Source organism: Streptomyces sp. RKND-216 (genome assembly GCF_004795255.1).
In the GTDB taxonomy this organism is placed as follows: Bacteria; Actinomycetota; Actinomycetes; order Streptomycetales; family Streptomycetaceae; genus Streptomyces; species Streptomyces hazeniae.
The window spans coordinates 2,787,247-2,807,407 of sequence record NZ_SSBQ01000002.1; the positions used below are offsets into that span (position 1 = coordinate 2,787,247).

Below are 20,161 nucleotides of genomic sequence, written 5' to 3' on the forward strand. Positions count from 1 at the left end.
ATCGTTCGGTAGCAGTATCTATCCAACGCCCCTGTCATCGCTACCCCGCACCATCGCCGCCCCGACGAGGAGAGGCTCACCGTGACCGTGACCGCCGGACCGAACGCCGCGGAGCTCATCGAGAAGCACCGCGCCACCCTCGACCAGGCCATCGAGACGATCCGCAGCCGTGCGTACTGGTCGCCGCACCCCGAGCACCCGAAGGCGTACGGCGAGAACGGCTCGCTGAGCGCCGCCGAGGGCAAGGAGGCGTTCGACGCACTCCTCGGCGGGCGCTTCGAGCTGGACCAGCCCGGTACGGACGGCTGGTCGGCGACGGAGAGCTCGCCGTACGGCATCACGATGGGCGTGGAGTACCCGCACGCGGACCTCGACGTGCTGCTGCCGGCCATGCGGGCGGCGATGCCCGCGTGGCGCGAGGCCGGCCCGGAGGCCCGGGCGGCGGTGTGCCTGGAGATCCTGGCCCGCATCAGCGCCCGCACGCACGAGTTCGCGCACGCGGTCATGCACACCAGCGGCCAGGCGTTCATGATGGCGCTGCAGGCCGGCGGTCCGCACGCCCAGGACCGCGGCCTGGAAGCGGTGGCGTACGCGTACGTGGAGCAGGTGCGGGTGCCGGACGCGGCCGACTGGTCGAAGCCGCAGGGCAAGCGCGACCCGCTGAACCTGCGCAAGCAGTTCACGGCGGTCGGCCGCGGCCTGTCGCTGCTGATCGGCTGCAACACCTTCCCCACCTGGAACGGCTACCCGGGCCTCTTCGCCTCGCTGGCCACCGGGAACCCGGTGCTGGTCAAGCCGCACCCGCGCGCCGTGCTGCCGCTGGCGCTGACCGTGCGGATCGCGCGCGAGGTGCTCGCCGAGCACGGCTTCGACCCGAATCTGGTGGCGCTGGCCGCCGAACGCGAGGGCGAGGGCATCGCCAAGGACCTGGCGACCCGTCCCGAGGTGCGGATCATCGACTACACCGGGTCGACCGAGTTCGGCGACTGGCTGGAGCAGCACGCCACGCAGGCGCAGGTGTACACGGAGAAGGCCGGTGTCAACACCGTCGTCATCGACTCGACCGACGACTACAAGGGCATGCTGGGCAACCTGGCGTTCTCGCTGTCGCTGTACAGCGGCCAGATGTGCACCACCCCGCAGAACCTGCTGATCCCGCGCGGCGGCGTCGGCACCGAGGACGGCGAGAAGTCGTTCGACGAGGTGGTGGGCGACCTGGCGGGTGCCGTCGGCAAGCTGCTGGGCGACGACACGCGCGCCAACGCCCTGCTCGGCGCCATCGTGAACCCGCAGGTCGGCCAGCGCATCGACGCGGCCGGATCGCTGGGCGAGGTGGCGCTGCCCTCGCGTTCGCTGACGAATCCGGACTTCCCGGGCGCCACGGTGCGCACCCCGGTGATCGTCAAGCTGGACGGCGGCAAGCCGGAGGCGGAGGAGACCTACCTCTCGGAGTGCTTCGGCCCGGTGTCGTTCGCGGTCGCCGTCGACTCGGCCGACGAGGCGGTGGCGCTGCTGCGCCGCACCGTCCGCGAGAAGGGCGCCATGACCGTGGGCGCGTACACCACCGCCGAGGACGTCGAGCGGAAGATCGAGGACGTCTGCCTGGAGGAGTGCGCTCAGTTGTCGCTGAACCTGACCGGCGGCGTGTACGTCAACCAGACCGCCGCGTTCTCCGACTTCCACGGCTCGGGCGGCAACCCGGCGGCGAACGCCGCGCTGTGCGACGGCGCGTTCGTCTCGAACCGCTTCCGCACGGTGGAGGTCCGGAGGCAGGTCTGAGTCAGCCGGCCGCCGCGGGGCGGCCGGGGCGCTGTGCCATCCAGTGGTACAGCGTCATGGCCACGGACGTGGCCAGGTTGTAGCTGGACACCTGCGGGCGCATGGGCAGGGCCACGAGGTGGTCCGCATGCGCCCGCAGCGCGGGGGAGAGGCCGTGCCGCTCCGAGCCGAAGGCGAGCAGCGCGTCGTCGGGCAGGGGGAGACCGCGCAGGTCCTCCCCCTCGGGGTCCAGGGCGTAGAGCGGTCCGGGCGGGAGTTGCGCAGCGTCCCTGTGCTCGACACGAGTGGCGAAGTGGAGCCCGGCGGCGGCCCGTACGACGGTGGGGTGCCAGGGGTCTACGGTGCCGGTGGTGTAGACGGCGGACGCGCCGCAGCCGGCGGCGAGCCGGACCACGGCACCGATGTTGCCGAGGTGACGCGGGTCGTCCAGGATCACGGCGGGAGCCGCCTCGGCCGGGTCGGCGGCCCGGGTGCGGAGGGCGAGGGCGGCCACGCCGGTGGGGTGCGGGCGCGGAACGAGGGCGCGCAGCACGTCGGGAGTGACGGGCTCCAGACACCCCCGCAGGGCCGGGACGAGGTCGGGCGCGAGGTCGCGGGCCAGCGCGAGGGCGGCCTCGCGGTCCTCCGCAACGGCGAGGAGCACCTCTGCGCCGAAGCGGAGGGCGTGCTTGAGGGCGTGGAAGCCGTCGAGCAGCACGGTGCCCGGTTCGGCGTCGAGGGTGCGCCAGCGGCGTGCGGTGTCGGTCACCGCCGGATTGTCCCCCTGGGCACGGCCACCGGGCCATCCGGTGCGCGGCCGGAATGTCGTCCGGCGCCGCCCCGCGCGGGAGGTGACGCTGCGCGATGCTTGTGGCTCAGGTTCCCGGTGGGCAGACTGTCGGCGTCGGACGGGTTCTCCGGGGGGTGAAGTGGCAGGCGTGGACCGCCGGTTCCGTGCGCTGCTGTGCGCCCACGCCGTCTCGGCGTACGGCAACTACCTCAACCTGATCGCTTTGAGCCTCTTCGCCTACGAGGTCGCCGGGGGCGCCCTCGGGGTCGGCGTGGTCATGGCCGTACGGCTCTCCTCCGGCTTCGTCGCGGGGCTGGCCGCGGGCCGGATCTCCGACCGGACCGGCCGCCGTGCGCTGATGATCGGCACCGACGTGGCGCAGGCGGCTGCGATGACGGTGCTCGCGCTGAGCGCCGGTCGCACTCCTCTCCTGCTGCTCGCCGGCGCCGTCGTGGTGCTGGGTGCCGGGCACACGCTGTTCACCGTCGCGCTGCGCAGCGCCGTGCCGGTGATGGTGGGGCAGGACCGGCGGCGCGAGGCGAACGGCCTGCTGGTGACGCTGCGTTCGTTCGCCACGGTCCTGGGCTTCGCCTCCGCGACGCCGGTCATCGCCCTGGGGGGCTACACCGCGGCCTTCGCCGTGAACGCGGCGAGCTTCGCCGTGTCCGCTGCGGCCCTGGTGACCCTGCGCCCGCGCACCGACGAGGCGGACCCCGACACCGCAGCGGACACGCGGGGCGGCGCGGCGGACGCGGACGCACCGAAGGACGCGGCCACGGGCGCCACGACGAGGTGGCGCGCGCTGGCGGCGGTCCCCGCGGTCGTCCTGGCCATGGTCGCGCTGCGCGGCGCGGACGCGCTCTCCTCCGCCTCGCACAACGTCGCCCTGCCGGTGCTCGCGCAGCAGACGGCACCGTCGCAACCGGCCCTGCTCATGACGCAGTTCTGGTCCGCCTGGGCGCTCGGCACCCTGGTCGCGCACCAGGTGGTCAAGCGCCGTAGGGAACGGCGTGGTCCGGCCGGGGACGAGCGCGGGTTCGCGAGCGGCACGGTCGCGATGTCGCTCTTCTTCGTCGCGGCCTTCACCGGGCTGCCCGGCATCGCCCTGATGCTGGTGGCCCTCGGCGCCGGTCTCGCCGACGGCTACACCGAGATCGTCTACACCTCCCGGCTGCAGGCGGCGCCGGACCGCCTGCGGAGCAGGCTCTTCGGCGCCTCGGCGGTGGCGGAGACCGCCGGGTTCACCCTCGGCGCGGTGGCCGCCGCGGCCGCGCTGGAGGCGCTGCCGGTGTGGGTCGTCGTCGGTGCGTTCCACGCGGTGGCCGCGTGCGGCGGTCTGGCCCTGCTGCTGTTCCGGACCTCCGTACGGGCGGCCGCCCCCACCTCCCCCGAGCCCGCGACCCCCACCGTCCCGCCCACCGCCCCCGCGTGCACCCCCACCGATTCCGCCACGCGCCCGGCCACCGGCCCGGGCGACGAAGGAGAGAACCCGCATGGAGCGCGTACCCGGACCGGCCCTTTACCGGGGGCCTGAGCCGGAGTTCACCGAGGACGACCCGCGGAACGCGGTGCAGGCGCTGCTGCGCGCCGCGGACGCGTTCCCCGACGCGGGCGTGGTCACCGTCGGACGGGACGGCACGACCGTGGAACTCCCCTACCCGCAACTCCTCGACCGGGCACGCCGGATGCTGACCGGCCTGCGCGCCCACGGCCTGCGCGCCGGGGACGTCCTGGTGCTGTGCGGGCTGGCGCTGGAGGACTTCTTCCCCGCCTTCTGGGCGGCGGTGCTCGGCGGCGCGCGGCCGGTGAGCATCGCGGAACCCGCCGAGCCGGAGTCGGCCGCGCTGCAGCGGCTGCGGCACACGGCCGCCCTGCTGGACGCCCCCCTCGTGCTCTGCGACGCCGACGCCGGGCCCGGGATCGCCCACGCCGTCCCGCGGTCGCGCGTGGTCCCGGTCGGCGAAATGCCGCACCACGAACCCGCCGATGACCTCGCCGACCCGGAGGAGGACGGCGAGGTCGCGCTGCTCATGCTCTCCTCGGGCAGCACCGGCACGCCGAAGGCCGCGCAGCTCACCCACGGCGGGCTGGCGGACTTCGCGGCCTCCTCCCGGCGCATCCTGGACGTCCGCCCCGAGCACACCACCGTCAACTGGCTGCCCCCGGACCACAGCGGGGCGTTCCTGCTCTACCACGTGCTGCCCGTCTTCACCGGCAGCACCAACGTGCACGCGCCGACCGAGCGGGTGCTGGCCGAACCCCTCCGCTGGCTGGACCTGCTCGACGCCCACCGCGCCCACCACAGCTGGGCGCCCACCTTCGCGTACCAGATGGTCGCCGAGGCACTCCGTACGCGGCCGGACTCCCGCTGGGACCTGCACCGGCTACGGACCCTGGTGTGCGGCGGCGAGCACGTGTCCCTGCCGGTGCTGCGCCGCTTCCTGGATGCCACGGCCCCCTCCGGAGTGCGCGAGCACCACCTCGTGCCCGCCTGGGGCATGGCCGAGACGGTGACTGCCGTGGCCTACGGCCGGCTCGACCGGCCCGGCACCGTCCACCGGCTGCTGCGGAGCAGCCTCGGCGGCGAGCTGTCCACCGCCGACGACACGACGCCGGAAGCCGACCGCGTCACCTTCGTCGCCTGCGGACCGCCCGCACACGGCACCGCCCTGCGGGTGCTGGACGACGCGGGGGAGCCGCTGCCCGAACGCCGCGTCGGGCGGCTCCAGGTGAGGTCCGCGGCCCGGCTCACCCCGGGCTACGTCCGCGCCCCGGAGGCGGACACGGCCCTGTACCCCGCCGGACGGGAGTGGCTGGACACCGGCGACCTGGCCTTCCTCGCCGGAGGGCAGGTCGTCGTCACCGGCCGGCACAAGGACGTGATGGTCCTCAACGGCCACAACGTTCACTGCCACGAGGTGGAGGAGACCCTGGCGGCCGTGCCGGGGCTGCGGTCCGGCGACGTGGCGGCGTGCGGCGTGCCGGACCCGGACCGCGGCACCGAGTCACTGGCGGTGTTCTTCTGCGCTCGCGGACCGGCCGAGGACGCGCGCCTCGTGCGGGAGATCCGGCGGACCCTGTTCGCCGCGCTGCGGCTGACCGCCTCCCACGTCGTTCCCGTTCCTCCCGAGGAGTTCCCGCGCACCCCGGCGGGCAAGGTGCGCCGGAGCGCACTGCGGGACCGGCCGGAGACCGCCCCGCTCCGCCCGGAGCCGCAGGGCCCGCAGCCGTCCCGTGGCGGCGGGGACCTGCTGCGCCTGGTGCAGCGGGAGATCGCCGCCGAGCTGGGCCGCGAGGCCCCGGCCGACGTCCCGTTCTACGAACTCGGTCTGGAATCCGTGCAGCTGGTGCGGGTGCGCACCCGCCTGGAGGAACGGCTCGGGCGGAGGCTGCGCCAGGTCGCGCTCTTCGAGCACCCCACCGCAGGTGAACTCGCCGCCCACCTGGCCCGGGACACCGAGGCGTCGGACTCCGCGGTGCGCGGGGCATCGGACGTGACGTCGCAGGCGGCCTCGCACGGGACGCCGCATCGGGCCTCGCACGGGACGTCCGCCCCCGCGGTGGACGGCAGGTCCGACGACCGCAGGATCGCGGTCGTCGGCATGGCCGCCCGCTTCCCCGGCGCGTCCTCCGTCGAGGCGTTCTGGGCCGGGCTGCGCGAGGGGCGCAGCGCGCTGCGCGTCCTGAGCCCCGAAGAGCTCGCGGAGGCCGGCCTGTCGCCGCAGCAGATCCGCGACCCGCTGCACGTACCCGTGGCGGGCGTGCTGGACGGAGCGGACGCGTTCGACCCCGAGTTCTTCCGGATGAGCCCCGCGGAGGCGGAGCTGACCCACCCCGGGCACCGGCTGTTCCTGGAGTGCTGCCACGAGGCCCTGGAGAGCGCCGGCCACACCGCGAACGGCGACGGAACGCGGACCGGCGTCTTCGCCGGTTCCGGGATGCACCTCTACGGCCACCAGCAGGCCGGGCCCGGCGGGCAGGGAACCGAACCCGTCGACCCGCCGTCCGGGATGCGGGCCACCATCGGCCGGGAACCCGACTTCCTGGCCACCCGGGTCGCGTACCGGCTGGGCCTGACCGGGCCGGCGATCGGCGTCCAGACGGCCTGCTCGACCTCCCTGGTCGCCGTCCACCTCGCTGTGCAGGCGCTGCTCAACGACGACGCGGACCTGGCACTCGCGGGCGCCGCGGCCGTACACACCCCGCAGGAGACCGGCTACCGCAGCCATCCCGAATCGATCCTGTCGCCGACGGGCACCTGCCGGGCCTTCGCGGCGGGCGCCGACGGCACCGTGGGCGGCAACGGCGTCGCCGCGGTACTCCTCAAGCGCCTGGACCGGGCGCTTGAGGACGGCGACACCGTGCACGCGGTGATTCTCGGCTCCGCGGTCAACAACGACGGCGCGGCCAAGGCGGGATTCAGCGCACCGGGCGTGCCGGGACAGACGGAGGTCATCCGCCGGGCGCTGCGCACCGCGAACGTCCCCGCCACGTCGGTCTCCTACGTCGAGGCCCACGGCACCGGCACCCCACTCGGCGACCCGGTGGAGTTCGAGGCGCTGGCCCGTGCACTCGGAGAGGACACGGACCGGACCGGATTCTGCACCCTCGGCTCGGTGAAGCCGGCCATCGGGCACCTCGACAGCTGCGCCGGCATGGCGGGCCTGATCAAGACGGTGCTGATGCTGCGCCACCGCACTCTGGTGCCGACACTGAACGTGGACCGCCCGCACCCCGACCTGGACCTGACGGGCGGCCCTCTCGTCCTGGGCACCGAACTGCGTCCCTGGCGGACGCCGGACGGCGGGCCGCTGCGCGCCGGGGTCAGCGCGCTGGGCGTCGGCGGCACGAACGCGCACGTGGTGCTGGAGGAGGCGCCCGCGCGGCCCGCCGCCGCGGAACCGGCGTTCCCGGTGCTCGTCCCGGTCTCGGCAGACGACCCGCAGGCACTCGCCGAGCTGACCGGCAGGCTTGCCGGAGAGCTGCGGCGCGAACCCGCCCCGGCAGCCGCCGACGTGGCCGCCACCCTGGCCCTCGGACGGCCGCACCGGGCCGCGCGCGCCGCCGTCGTGGGCCGTACGGCCGGGGAGCTGGCCGAAGCCCTGGAACAGTCGGCCGCGCGCGCCGAACCGCCCGCCGCGGCGGGACCGCTCGCCTTCGCCTTCCCCGGCCAGGGCAGTGCCGGGCCGGGCGCCGGGCGGGACCTGTACGCGGCGTTCCCGGCGTACGCCCGGGTGCTGGACCGGTGCGCGGAGGTGTTCGCCGACGAATTCTCCGGCCGGCTGCTGCCGCTGCTCCTCGGCGACCCCGACGGCAGCGGGAGCGGGGTCACCGCCTGGGACACCGAGACCGCCCAACCCGCCCTGTTCGCGCATCAGACGGCCCTCGCCGGGCTCTGGCGGACGTGGGGCGCTGGCCCGGCGCTGCTGCTCGGGCACAGCGTCGGCGAGTACGCCGCGCTCAGCGCGGGCGGCGCCCTCGCTCTGGAGGACGGTCTGCGGCTCACGGCGTGGCGGGGCAGACTTATGCAGCGGTCCTGCCCCGCCGGCGGGATGATCGCCGCCCGGATGGACGCCGAGCAGGCGGAACGCGTCGCCCGGCTCGCCGGCGTGGAGGTGGCCGCCTGCAACGGGCCGCGCTCGCACGTGCTGTCGGGCCCGCCCGGCGCACTGGCCGAGGCGGGGCGCACGCTGGACGACGACGGGCTGTCCTGGCGCACGCTGCCGGTGGACCGGGCGTTCCACTCGGCCGCCGTCGACGGTGCCGTCGAGGAATTCCGGTCGCACGCCGAGCGGGTGCCGTTCGGGCCGCTGCACACCCCGTTCGTCACGGGCACGGACGGCCGGGTGCGGCTCCCGGGCTGGGTGCCCGACGCCGGATACCTGTGCCGCCAGGCCCGGCTGCCGGTGCGCTTCGACCTGATCATGGCGGCTGCGGACGCCCACGGCGTCGCGGACTTTCTCGAATCGGGTCCCGGCGCCGTCCTCAGCGGGCTGGGCCGGCACTGCCTGCCCGCCTCCCGGTGGCTGGGCGCGCAGGGGGAGGGTGCCGATCAGGTCTCCGGAGCGCTGGAGAGCCTGGGGCGCCTCTACCGGGGCGGTGCCGAGCCCGACTGGCACGCCGTCGTGCGCGGCGGCGGCCGGATTCCGCTGCCGGGCCATCCGCTCCGGCGGCGCCGGATCGCAGCAGCGAGCCCCGCCGTTCCGGCCCCGGCGCCTGCCCCGGCGCGACCCGCCGCCGCGCCGGAGCCGTCCAGCGGTGCGTGCACCGGGCCCGCCGCCGGTACGGAGCCGGTGGCGGGCGACGTGCTGGAGTCGATACGGGAGTTGGCGGCGGGCAAGCTCGGCGTGGAACTGTCGGACACCGGGCCCGACCGCTCGTTCTTCGACCTCGGTGCGGACTCCCTCGTCCTGATCGGCCTCGCGACCGACATCGAACGCCGCTTCGGCGTACGGGTCCCGGTGCGGGAGGTGTTCTCCGATGTCGACACCCCGCGCCGGCTCGCCGCCCGGGTCGCGGCGCTGCTGGGCGACGCCGATACCGCGCCACCGGCCGCGCCGGCTGCGGACGCACCGCCGTCCGCCGCACCACCCGCACCTGATGCACCGGATGCGGCCGACCCGCCCACCGGGCACACCGGGCACACCGGGGACGAGGCCGGGCTCACCGCCCTCTTCGACCGTCAACTCCAGCTCGCCGAAAGCCTCGTGGACCAGGTCTCCGGCGTTCTCGCGGCCCAGCTCGACGTCCTGGGCCGCCGCGACCGCGCCGACGCGCCGCCCGCGCCGGCACCCACGCCCGCGCCCGCGCCCGCGCCCGCAGAGGCACCCGCACGTCCCGCGGCGAAGGAAGCCCTCCCGAAGGCGCCACAGCACCCCGGCGCCGCCGGCCCGCCCTCGTCCGCTCCCGACGCGGTCGAGGACGCGGGCACGCCCGCCGGGGCCTGCGACGTCAGCCTGTACTTCTTCGGCGACTACCCCGACGACGACGCCCCGGACAAGTACGGACTCCTCCTGTCCGCCGCCGAGTTCGCGGACCGGCACGGCTTCCACGCCCTGTGGTTCCCGGAACGCCACTTCGAGTCCTTCGGCGGGCTGTTCCCCAACCCCTCCGTCCTCGCCGCCGCCCTGGCGGCCCGCACCCGGCGGATCCGGCTGCACGCCGGTTCCGTGGTGCTGCCGCTGCACCACCCCGTACGGGTCGCCGAGGAGTGGTCGGTCGTCGACAACATCTCCGGCGGCCGGGTGGGGCTGTGCTTCGCGAGCGGCTGGCGCGCCACGGACTTCGCCCTCGCCCCGGACAACTACGGCCGCCACCGCGAGCTGATGTACGAGCAGCTGGAGACCGTGCGGAGCCTCTGGGCGGGCGACACGCTGACGGTCACCGGCGGGGACGGCCGCGAGGCCGACGTCCGCCTGCACCCGCGGCCCGTCCAGGAACAGCCACCCCTCTACGTGGCCGTGGTGGGGAACCCCGACAGCTACCGGCGGGCCGCCGCCGAGGGGCTGGGCGTCGTCACGAACCTGATGACGCAGACGGTCGAGCAACTCGCGGAGAACATCGCGCTGTACCGCCGCACCCGCGCCGAGCACGGCCTGGACCCGGAGGCGGGACGGATCGTGGTCCTCGTGCACACCTACCTCGGCGAGGACGCGGAGACCGCGCGCGCGGAGGCATACCGGCCGTTCGTCTCCTACCTGCGCTCGTCGCTGTCCCTCTTCGACCAGGTCACCAACAGCCTCGGCGTCGACATCGACCTGGAGCGGGCGGACGACGAGGACGTCGAGTTCCTGCTCGGGCGGGCCTACGAGCGCTACTGCGCGTCGCGTGCCCTGATCGGCGACGAGGCGACGGCCGAGGAGACCGTACGGCGGCTGGTGGCCGCGGGCGCGAACGAGATCGCCTGCTTCGTCGACTTCGGCGTCCCGGCCCCGCAGGTGCTGGACGCGCTGCCCGCGCTGGACCGGCTCCGCCGCACGGTGTCACGGCCCGCCGGGGCGACCGGGCCCCCACCGGATCGGACACCCGCGCGGAAGCCGGAACGGACACCCGGACAGGGGCCGACGGCGGCGCACGCGCCGGCCGACGCGACGCGGGAGCCGCTGTCACCGGCGCAGCGGCGGATCTGGTTCCTCGAGCAACTGCATCCGGGCACCAGCATGTACCACGAGCCGAAGGCCGTCCGCTTCGACGGCGCGCTCGACGTTCCCGCACTCCAGTGGGCGCTGCGGCAGTGCGCGGACCGGCATCCCGCGCTGCGCACGGTCTTCCGCAGCACCGACGGCGTCCCGCACCGCCGGACGCTGCCCTCCCTCCCCCTGGACTGCCCGGTGACGGACCGCGCCGGCGCGACGGAGGAGGAGGCCCTGCGCGACGTGCTGGACACCGACGGGCGGCGCATCTTCGACCTCGCCGAAGGCCCTCTGGTCTCGGCACGGCTGCTGCGCCTGTCGGACGAGCGGCATCTGCTCTTCCTGCTGGCGCACCACCTCGTCTTCGACTCCTCCTCCACCGCGGCCCTGCTGCGGGACGTCGCGGCCTGCTACCGCGCACGGGTGGGCGGGACGCCACCGCCACCGGCGCCCCTTCCCGCCGCACCCCCCGCAGCGCCGGGGCCCGAAGCGTCCGCCGCCGCCCTGGAGTTCTGGCGCACGGCGCTGCGCGACGCCCCGGACTCGACGCTGCCCTCCGACCGGCCCCGCCCGGCGGCCAGGACAGGTGCGGGAGCGAGCCTCACCCACCATCTGGACGCGGAACTCGTCGGTGGTCTCCAGCGCCTGGCCGCTGGGCACCGTGCGACGCTTTTCATGGCGCTCACCGCGGCCGTCGCCGCCGTCCTCGGCCGTTTCGGAGGACGGGACGACGTCGTCCTGGGCACGGCCGTCGCCTCCCGACCGCCGGAGGCGGAGGACCAGGTGGGCCTGTTCCTCGACACGGTCGCCCTGCGCGTACGGCTCGACGGCGACCCTGACTTCGCCGGTCTGCTGCACCGCGTGCGGGAGACCAGCACCGCGGCGTACGAGCACCGCGAGGTGCCCTTCGACGAACTCGTCGCCGCGCTGGCGCCCCGGCGCGACCCGGGCCGCAATCCGCTGTTCCAGGTGCTCGTGGAGTACGAGGAGGAGGGCCGGGTCGCGTTCGACCCGCCGCGACTGCACAGCACGCTGCTGGACATGCCGAGCGAACGCGCCCCGTTCGACCTCAGCGTCTACCTCACCCGTCATGCGGACGGTCTGCGCGTGATGGTGGAGTACGACACCGACCTGTACGACCGGGGCACCGTGGACCGTTTCGTGGACTACGTGGAGCAGGTGCTGCGCCGTGCGCTCGACGACCCCGCCGCGACCCTGCCGGCGCTCACCGCCCCGACCGACGAGGATCGCGCGCGGCTCGCCGAACTGGGCGGTCACCACCGGGCGCCCACCCCCGTGGACGCCCCCGGCGGGGACACCCTGCACGGCCTGGTGGAGGAGCGGGCCCGCGCCTGCCCGGACGCCGTCGCCCTCATCGGCGGCGGGGAGACGCTCTCCTACCGCGAACTCGACGCGCGCGCCGACCGCCTCGCCCGGGACCTGCGGGCGAGGGGAGCCCGCCGCGGCGCACGCGTCGCGCTGCTGCTGCCCCGCGGTCCGGAGCTGATCGTGTCGATCCTCGCGGTCCTCAAGAGCGGCGCCGCGTACCTGCCGCTCGAACCGTCCGCGCCCGGCCCGCGGCTGGCCCGGTTGTACGAGGACGGCAGCCCGGTGCTGCTGGTCACGACCGGGGAGCTGCGCCGGCGGCACCCGTCTCTCGCCGCCGAATCCGTCCATCTCGTCGACCGGGCGGACACGGCGGACGAGACCCCGTCCGGTGGGGTGGAGGCGTCCGGCGCGGCCGCCGCCGGCGCACCCGCGTCCGACGCGGCCGGCGGCGACAGCGACGGCGACGCGGCGTCTCCGGCGGTGCGGCCGGAGGACCCGGCCTACCTCCTCCACACCTCGGGTTCCACGGGCCGCCCGAAGGGCGTGGTCGTCCCGCACCGTGGGCCCGCCCATCTCGTCCGCACGCACCTTGCGGCCCATCGGCCGCTGCGTACGCTGCAGTGGACCTCGCCGACCTTCGACGTGAGCGTGCAGGAGATCTTCACCACGCTGGCCGCCGGGGCGGCCCTGGTCCTGGTCGGCGAGGAGGAGCGCCGCGATCCCGCCGAACTGGCCGCCACCGTGCGCCGCCACGAGGTGCAGCGGCTTTTCATGCCCTACACGCCGCTGAAGTACCTCCTGGACGCGGCACCGGACGTGCCGTCCCTGCGGGAGGTCTTCTCCGCAGGGGAACCGCTCCACCTCGCTCCCGCGTTCCACCGGTTCCTGACCGCCCACCCCGGCTGCACGCTGTACAACCAGTACGGTCCGACGGAGGCTTCCGTCATCGTCACCTCGCAGCGGGTGGACCCCGCAGCGGGCGACCGGCCGCCGATCGGCCGCCCCCTGCCGGGCGTGCGCATCCGGCTGCTGGACCCGGACGGGCGTGAGGTGCCGCCCGGAGCCGTCGGCGAGATCCACATCGGCGGCGTGCCGGTGGCGCACGGCTACCTCGGCCTGCCCGACGAGACCGCCGCCGCCTTCCCGCCCGACGGCGGGGGAGGCACCGCGTACCGGACGGGAGACCTGGCCCGGTGGCGCTGCGACGGCACCCTCGAATACCGCGGCCGGGTCGACGAACAGGTCAAGATCCGCGGTCACCGGGTCGAACCCGCCGAGGTGCAGCACGCGCTGAACGCGGCGCCGGGCGTCCTCGACGCGGCCGTCGTGGCCCGCCGCGACGACCGCGGCGAGGCGGAACTCGTCGCGTACGTCGTCCCGGCGGGCGGCGGGCGGGACACGACGGCGCTGCGCGCCGCGCTCGCCGGGGAACTGCCGGAGCACCTGCTGCCTGCGCACTGGGTCGCGGTGGAGCGGCTGCCGGTGGCGGCCTCGGGCAAGCTCGACCGGTCCCGGCTGCCCGATCCCGTTCCGGCGCCGCCGGCCGGCGACCCCGCCGACCTGCCGGCCACGGACGCGGAGCGGACCCTGCACCGGGTGTGGGCCGAGGTGCTCGGGCGGGAACGGGTGCCGGTGACACGGTCGTTCTTCGAACTGGGCGGTCACTCACTGAGTGCCATACGCCTGCTGAACCGCATGCGCGAGGAGGCGGGCGTCCAGCTGAGCATGGCGGACTTCTTCCACCGGCCGACCCTGCGCGGCGTCGCGGCCGGGACACGGCAGGCGGCGGACCGGGGCGGGGCGGGCGAGCCGCACGAGCCCCGCCACTCCGACGAGCCGGTCAGCACGGGCGTGACGGCGAGCGTGCCCCTGACGTCCACACTCCGCCGGCTGTGGCGGCGGCACCACGACCGGGCCGACGGCTCCGTCTACCACGTCGCGCACCGCATCGACCTCCGCGGCGACGTGGACGTGCCGAGCTTGCGCGGCGCCCTGCGGGACCTCGTCCGGCGGCACGACGCGCTGCGCAGCCGGCTCGCGGTACGGGACGGGGAGCACGTGGTCGAGGTGCTGGCCGACGTGCCGGTGGAGGTGCCGGTGGACGAACCGCCCTTGGCAGCCGACGACGAGGACGGCTGGACGGACTGGTGCCTGAACCACGCCTCCCGGCCGTTCGCGCTGGACCGGGCCCCGCTGTTCCGCTTCCGGCTCGGGCGCGTCGGGCCGCAGCGGTGGGTACTGCTGACCGTGCTGCATCACGCGGTCTGCGACGGCTGGTCCCTGGGCGTCCTCTGGCGGGAGCTGGAGTGCCTGTACGACGCCTCACGTTCCGGATCGGGGCAGCAACTCGCCGCGCCGAAAGTGCAGTTCACCGATGTGGCCCGCGCGGAGCAGCGGCTGCCCGAGGAACGCAGGCGCGCGCTGGAGGAGTTCTGGCGCTCCGAACTCGACGGCGTCGCCGCGCTGGTGCCGCGGCTGCCCTGCGACGGGGTGCGTCCGGCCCTGCTGTCCGGGCGTGGCGCCCTGCACCGGTTCGTGATCGACGGCGAACTGCCGGGTCTGGTGGAGAAGTGCGCGGCGGGCGCGGGTTCCACGCCGTACGCGGTGCTCGCCTCGGCCTTCGCGCTCTGGCTGGGCGAGGTCTGCGTCCACCGGGGCGACGTGGTGCTCGCCGCGTCGAGCGCGAACCGGACCCGGGAGGCGTACGACGAGGTCGTCGGGCTGGTGGGGGACGCGGTACTGCTGCGTGCCCGGGTGGCGGACGCGGCCACGTTCGCGGACCTCGCGGCGCAGGTCGGCGCGACCCTCTTCAGCGTGCTCGACAAGCAGGAGCTGCCGCTGACCGAGGTGGTGCGGCTGGTGGAGCCCGAGACCGCGGAACGCCTATTCCCCACCGTGCTGTTCACGGTGGTCACCACGGCGCCGCCCCGGCTGCACCTGCCTGGCACGTCGGCGACGGTCCGCAGCCTGCCGACGCGCGGCGTGGCCCGCAACGAGCTGTACGTGGTGCTGGTTCCGGGAGAGGGGAGGATCGAGGTGGTCCTGGAGTACTCGACCGACCTCTTCCACGCCTCGACCGTCGCCGCGTGGGGCGAACGGTTCACCGCGATGCTGGCGGCCGCCGTCCGGGCCCCGCACACGGCTCCGGACGCGCTCGGGACCTGACCGGCACCCGACCGGGACCCGACGGGGACCCAACGGGGCGCGGCGGCCGGGCCGGCGTGGGCCCTCCAGCCCGGTCGGGCCCCCGGCAAGCCCGTGCCCGGCGTGGCGGGCCCACGGCGGGCGCGGATCGTCAGCGCAGGGCGCGGTCCGGGCTCCCGGTGGCGGATGCCGGGCCGCCGGAGGCGTCGGTGCCCCGCGGTGCGGAACCGTCGCCGGCCGGGTCGTCCGCGGGATCGTCAGCCGGGTCGTCGGAAGCGCCGTCCGGCCGTGCCGTCCCGGCAGGGCGCCGTCCGAGGCGCGCGCGGACGGCGGAGCCGCGGGCGCCGCACCACGCCAGCAGCGCGGTGGGCAGGAAGACCATGTCCGCCGCGATCATCGCCATGGAGAAGAACGGCAGCCCCAGCAGCACCGCGATGCTCAGGTGTTCCCCGATCATGACCGCGAGCAGCACGTTCTTGACCTTGCGGTGGAAGAGCGTGAAGGGGAAGGCGACCTGCACCAGCACCGTGATGTACGTCATGGCCATGATGCCGAGGCCGGAGGCGGCGAACACGTCGTTCAGCGCGGGCCAGGGCGCGAAGTAGTCGAGCTGCAGCGGGTAGTAGACCGCGGTGCCGTCCTGCCAGCGGGAGCCCTGGATCTTGTACCAGCCCGCCGTGGCGTACACCAGGCAGACCTCGGCCATGATGACGAACAGGGCGCCGTTGTGGACGAGGTTGGCGACGACGTCCAGGATTGTGCGCGGTTCGCCGGGGGCGTAGCGGCACACCGCCCACCAGGCGCCGTACACCGTCCACAGGCCGCCGAGGACCGTCGCCCAGCCGGTGGTGAGGCCCGGACCGAGGGCCACGGCGAAGAGGGCGAGGCCGGAGAGCACCCAGAGCACGATGCCGCCGGCGTCGCCCGGCTCGTCCCGCTCCCGTGCCCGTGCGGCACGGCGGGCGTCCAGCGACCAGACCTGCCCGCACCGGGTCAGCACCAGGTAGATCGCCATCAGGTGGATGATGTTGTCGCCGCCGTCGCCCATGAAGACGCTGCGGTTCTGCAGCGACAGCACGCCGATCATGAAGAGGACCGACGAGGCGCGGGTGTGCCAGCCGAGGGCGAGGGCCGCGCTCGCCAGGACGGCGAGCGCGTAGACGCTCTCGAACCAGAGCGTGCTGTCCGTCCACAGCAGGACGGTGAAGGCGTCGTTGGAGGCGACCAGGCGCTCCGCCAGGTCGAACCCCCACGGGCTGCCCGGGCCGTACAGCTCGTGGCGGTGCGGATACTCGCGCAGCAGGAAGAAGAGCCAGGTGGCGGCGAAGCCGATGCGCACCACGGCGCTCTGGTACGGGCCGAGGGCGCGGCCGGTGATCTTTGCCAGGCCGCGCTCGACGGCGAGTTCGCCGCGGGTCTTCCACGGGTGCGGTCCGTCTTCGGGGGCGCCGGGGGTGACGGGGGCCGCAGCGGGGCCGGCGTGGCGGGGTGCGGGGACGCCGGGGTTCCGTGCGGCGTTTCCGGGGGTGCCGGAGGAGCCGGAGGAGCCGGAGGAGCCGGGGGCGGGCCGGTGGTCGGTCACGAGGCGGCCTTCCGCTCGGCGTGGGCTGCTTCGCTGACGTCCCACCAGGGCAGGACGCGGTACTCGGTGTCGGTGTCGAACCGCTCGTCGCTCCAGGCGGGGGCGGGTACCCGGGTGGTGGCGGAGCGGAGCTGGATGCTGTCGACGGTGCCGTCGAAGCGCTCGGTGAACCGGTCCATCACGATCCGCTCGACATAGGTCTGGGAGAGGTCGCCGCGCATGCCGTCGGGGCGGTTCTCGGCGTCGTGCGAGCCGGTGTAGAAGTCCCAGGCGCGGCGCAGCTCGTTCTGCGCGGTGTGGCTGGGGAAGAGGTTGCCGCGTATGTGGGCGCCGTCCTCCGCGGAGAGGTCTATCCACCCGGTGGTCCGGGTGCCGTCCCGCTCGTCGACGACCCGGGCGCGCGCCTGCACGGCGATGTTCTGCTGGAGCGGGTTCGGGGCGAACAGCTTCCAGTTCTGCTCGAACTCCGGGTAGACGTACGCGTCGATGGTCGCGTCCTGCTGCTTGCTGAGCGTGTTGGCCGGCGCGACGTGCAGAAACACCATCGCCAAGTGAACGGTGACGGCGACCGCGACGACGGCCACGGCCGTGGCCACCACCACCCGTCCTGGCCATGACAGCGCGGCGAGACCGCCGCGCTGCTCCTCCTCAGGCTCCATGTCCGCCGTTCCCCTCTTCCCCGTCCGTGATCCCCCGCGTGTGGTCCGCCCAAGAGGTTAGAGGGTGCGGAGGCGCTCTTGACAGCGTGTGGCGCCCCGGCTCACCATTGAACCGAACGATCGGTCGGTAGGCTGAAGAGCCGGCCGGCCGCCGGGACAGCGCAGAGCAGGGAGGGCAGGCATGACGACGGTGCTGCCGGAGACGGCCCCGGGGCCGGAGGCGTACGAAGCCGCCTTCGACGCCGCTGTGGCCGCGGACGAGCGGATCGAGCCGCGCGACTGGATGCCGGACGCGTACCGCGCGACGCTGGTGCGCCAGATCGCTCAGCACGCGCACTCCGAGATCATCGGCATGCAGCCCGAGGCGAACTGGATCACCCGCGCCCCCTCACTGCGCCGCAAGGCCATCCTCATGGCCAAGGTGCAGGACGAGGCCGGACACGGCCTGTACCTCTACAGTGCCGCCGAGACGCTCGGCGTCGGTCGCGACGAACTGCTCGACAAGCTGCACAGCGGCCGCCAGAAGTATTCGTCGATCTTCAACTACCCCACCCTGACCTGGGCCGACGTCGGCGCCATCGGCTGGCTGGTGGACGGCGCCGCAATCACCAACCAGGTGCCGCTCTGCCGCTGCTCCTACGGCCCCTATGCCCGGGCGATGGTGCGCGTGTGCAAGGAGGAGTCCTTCCACCAGCGCCAGGGGTACGAGCTGCTGCTGGAGCTCAGCCGCGGCACCGAGGAGCAGCACGCCATGGCGCAGGACGCCGTGGACCGCTGGTGGTGGCCGTCGCTGATGATGTTCGGTCCGCCGGACGACGAGTCCGCACACAGCGCGCAGTCCATGGCCTGGAAGATCAAGCGGCACTCCAACGACGAGCTGCGGCAGCGCTTCGTCGACATCTGTGTCCCGCAGGCCGAGGCACTGGGCCTGACCCTGCCCGATCCGGACCTGACGTGGAACGAGGAGACCGGCCACTGGGACTTCGGCGCCATCGACTGGTCCGAGTTCAAGGCCGTCCTCAAGGGCAACGGCCCCTGCAACGAACAGCGCATCACCCAGCGTCGCCTCGCCCACGAGGAGGGCGCCTGGGTGCGGGACGCCGCCGCGGCCTACGCCGCCAAGCACGCGCCCGGAGACAACCGTACGCACCGCAAGGAGGCGGCCTCCCGATGACCAGCGACTGGCCTCTGTGGGAGGTGTTCGTGCGCAGTCGGCGCGGCCTGTCCCACACGCACGCCGGCAGCCTGCACGCGCCCGACGCCGAGATGGCGTTGCGCAACGCCCGCGACCTCTACACCCGGCGCAACGAGGGCGTCTCCCTGTGGGTCGTGCCCTCCGCCGCCGTCACCGCCTCCTCCCCGGACGAGAAGGACCCGTTCTTCGAGCCCGCCGCCGACAAGCCGTACCGGCACCCGACGTTCTACGAGGTCCCGGAAGGGGTGAAGAACCTGTGAGCCAGGCAGCTCCTGAGACGTCCGCCGCGGGCTCTCCAGCCCCCGCCGCCGGCACCCTCGCACTCGCCGACGACGCCCTGGTCCTCTCCCACCGCCTCGGCGAATGGGCCGGCCACGCCCCCGTACTGGAGGAGGAGGTCGCGCTCGCCAACATCGCGCTCGACCTGCTCGGCCAGGCCCGCGCCCTCTACGCCGACCTCGGCGACGAGGACGAGCTCGCGTTCCTTCGCGAGGAACGCGCCTTCCGCAACTGCCAGCTCGTCGAGCAGCCCAACGGCGACTTCGCGTGCACCCTCGCCCGCCAGCTGTTCTTCTCCACCTGGCAGGAGCTGCTGTACGGGCAGCTCCTCGAGTCGGTTCCGCTCGCCGGCAAGGCGGTCAAGGAGATCGCCTACCACCGCGACCACGCGGAGCACTGGACGCTGCGCCTCGGCGACGGCACCGAGGACAGCCACGCCCGCATGCAGGCCGCCGTGGACGGGCTGTGGCGCTTCACCGGCGAGCTGTTCCAGCCGCTGGAGGGCTTCGACCTGGACCTGGACGCCCTGCGCGCCACCTGGACGGAACGCGTCACCGGCGTGCTCACCCACGCCACGCTCACCGTCCCCGAGACCCCGCAGAGCGGCGGCTGGACCGCCGGCGCCGGACGCCAGGGCCTGCACACCGAGTCGTTCGGGCGGATGCTCGCCGAGATGCAGCACCTGCACCGCAGCCACCCGGGGGCGACATGGTGAGCGTCGCCGAAGACCGGCTGAGCAGCCTGTTCGACCGCGCGGGCGCGGTGCCGGACCCGGAGCTGCCCGTCCTCAGCCTCGCCGAACTCGGCGTGGTGCGCGGGGTGGAGGAGACCGCTCCCGGCTGCGTCGAGGTCCGGCTCACGCCCACCTACACCGGCTGCCCGGCCCTCGAGGCCATGGCCGCCGACATCGAGCAGGCCCTGCGCGAGGAGGACGGCGTCACCGACGTCACCGTCCGCACCGTGCTCTCCCCTGCCTGGTCGACCGACGACATCACCCCCGAGGGCCGCCGCAAGCTGGCGGAGTTCGGCATCGCCCCGCCGCGCTCCACCCGGGAGCGGGCCGCCGGCCCCGTCACCCTCGACCTGGGCCCCACCAGGCTCGGCTCGGGCACACCTGACGCCGCCGGCACCGCCGCGCCGTACGCGAAGACGACGGACGAACCGGTGCACTGCCCGCACTGCGGGTCGACCGCGACCTCCCTGCTCAGCCGCTTCTCCTCCACCGCCTGCAAGGCCCTGCGCCGCTGCGACGCCTGCAGCGAGCCCTTCGACCACTTCAAGGAGCTGTGACCG

The 20,161-nt window shown here is 74.5% G+C and carries 10 protein-coding genes; 7 read left to right on the plus strand and 3 right to left on the minus strand.

What is annotated here, in order from left to right; all coding sequences use genetic code 11:
* The first annotated feature begins 87 nt into the window (after positions 1-87).
* The gene (gene paaN / locus E4198_RS12445) at positions 88-1,779 is read left to right on the plus strand and encodes a phenylacetic acid degradation protein PaaN (RefSeq protein ID WP_136185343.1); all 1,692 of its coding nucleotides are present in this window, start codon (positions 88-90) and stop codon (positions 1,777-1,779) included.
* A gap of 1 nt (position 1,780) precedes the next feature.
* Here paaN and E4198_RS12450 read toward each other — a convergent pair whose 3' ends face one another.
* Entirely contained in the window at positions 1,781-2,527 is a 747-nt protein-coding gene (locus tag E4198_RS12450) for a TrmH family RNA methyltransferase (protein ID WP_136183210.1), read from the minus strand.
* Between the two features lie 169 nt (positions 2,528-2,696).
* Here E4198_RS12450 and E4198_RS12455 point away from each other — a divergent pair, with 169 nt between their 5' ends.
* Entirely contained in the window at positions 2,697-4,082 is a 1,386-nt protein-coding gene (locus E4198_RS12455; protein WP_136183211.1) for an MFS transporter, read from the plus strand.
* The gene (locus E4198_RS12460; RefSeq protein WP_136183212.1) at positions 4,042-15,174 is read left to right on the plus strand and encodes a non-ribosomal peptide synthetase/type I polyketide synthase; all 11,133 of its coding nucleotides are present in this window, start codon (positions 4,042-4,044) and stop codon (positions 15,172-15,174) included. The genes E4198_RS12455 and E4198_RS12460 overlap by 41 nt, the downstream gene beginning before the upstream one ends.
* A 130-nt stretch (positions 15,175-15,304) precedes the next feature.
* On the opposite strand, the gene E4198_RS12465 is transcribed toward E4198_RS12460, so the two are convergent.
* A complete protein-coding gene (locus E4198_RS12465) occupies positions 15,305-16,540 on the minus strand; it encodes an HTTM domain-containing protein (RefSeq protein ID WP_247597913.1) in 1,236 nt (411 codons plus the stop codon).
* Positions 16,541-16,731: 191 nt separating this feature from the next.
* Entirely contained in the window at positions 16,732-17,394 is a 663-nt protein-coding gene (locus E4198_RS12475) for a DUF5819 family protein (RefSeq protein ID WP_136183213.1), read from the minus strand.
* A gap of 181 nt (positions 17,395-17,575) precedes the next feature.
* On the opposite strand from E4198_RS12475, the gene paaA reads away from it, so the two are divergent.
* The 4 genes from paaA to paaD are packed head-to-tail and all read left to right on the plus strand — an operon-like array spanning position 17,576 to position 20,158.
* Positions 17,576-18,568, plus strand: a complete 993-nt coding sequence (gene paaA / locus E4198_RS12480) for a 1,2-phenylacetyl-CoA epoxidase subunit PaaA (protein WP_136183214.1) — start codon at positions 17,576-17,578, stop codon at positions 18,566-18,568.
* The gene (gene paaB / locus E4198_RS12485; RefSeq protein ID WP_136183215.1) at positions 18,565-18,849 is read left to right on the plus strand and encodes a 1,2-phenylacetyl-CoA epoxidase subunit PaaB; all 285 of its coding nucleotides are present in this window, start codon (positions 18,565-18,567) and stop codon (positions 18,847-18,849) included. Before paaA ends, paaB begins: the two co-directional genes overlap by 4 nt.
* Positions 18,846-19,583 carry a 1,2-phenylacetyl-CoA epoxidase subunit PaaC gene (paaC, locus tag E4198_RS12490; RefSeq protein WP_136183216.1) on the plus strand — a complete coding sequence of 246 codons (738 nt, stop codon included), beginning with the start codon at positions 18,846-18,848 and terminating at the stop codon, positions 19,581-19,583. Before paaB ends, paaC begins: the two co-directional genes overlap by 4 nt.
* Positions 19,577-20,158, plus strand: coding sequence for a 1,2-phenylacetyl-CoA epoxidase subunit PaaD (gene paaD, locus E4198_RS12495; RefSeq protein ID WP_136183217.1), 582 nt, complete (start codon positions 19,577-19,579; stop codon positions 20,156-20,158). Before paaC ends, paaD begins: the two co-directional genes overlap by 7 nt.
* Positions 20,159-20,161 lie beyond the last annotated feature (3 nt).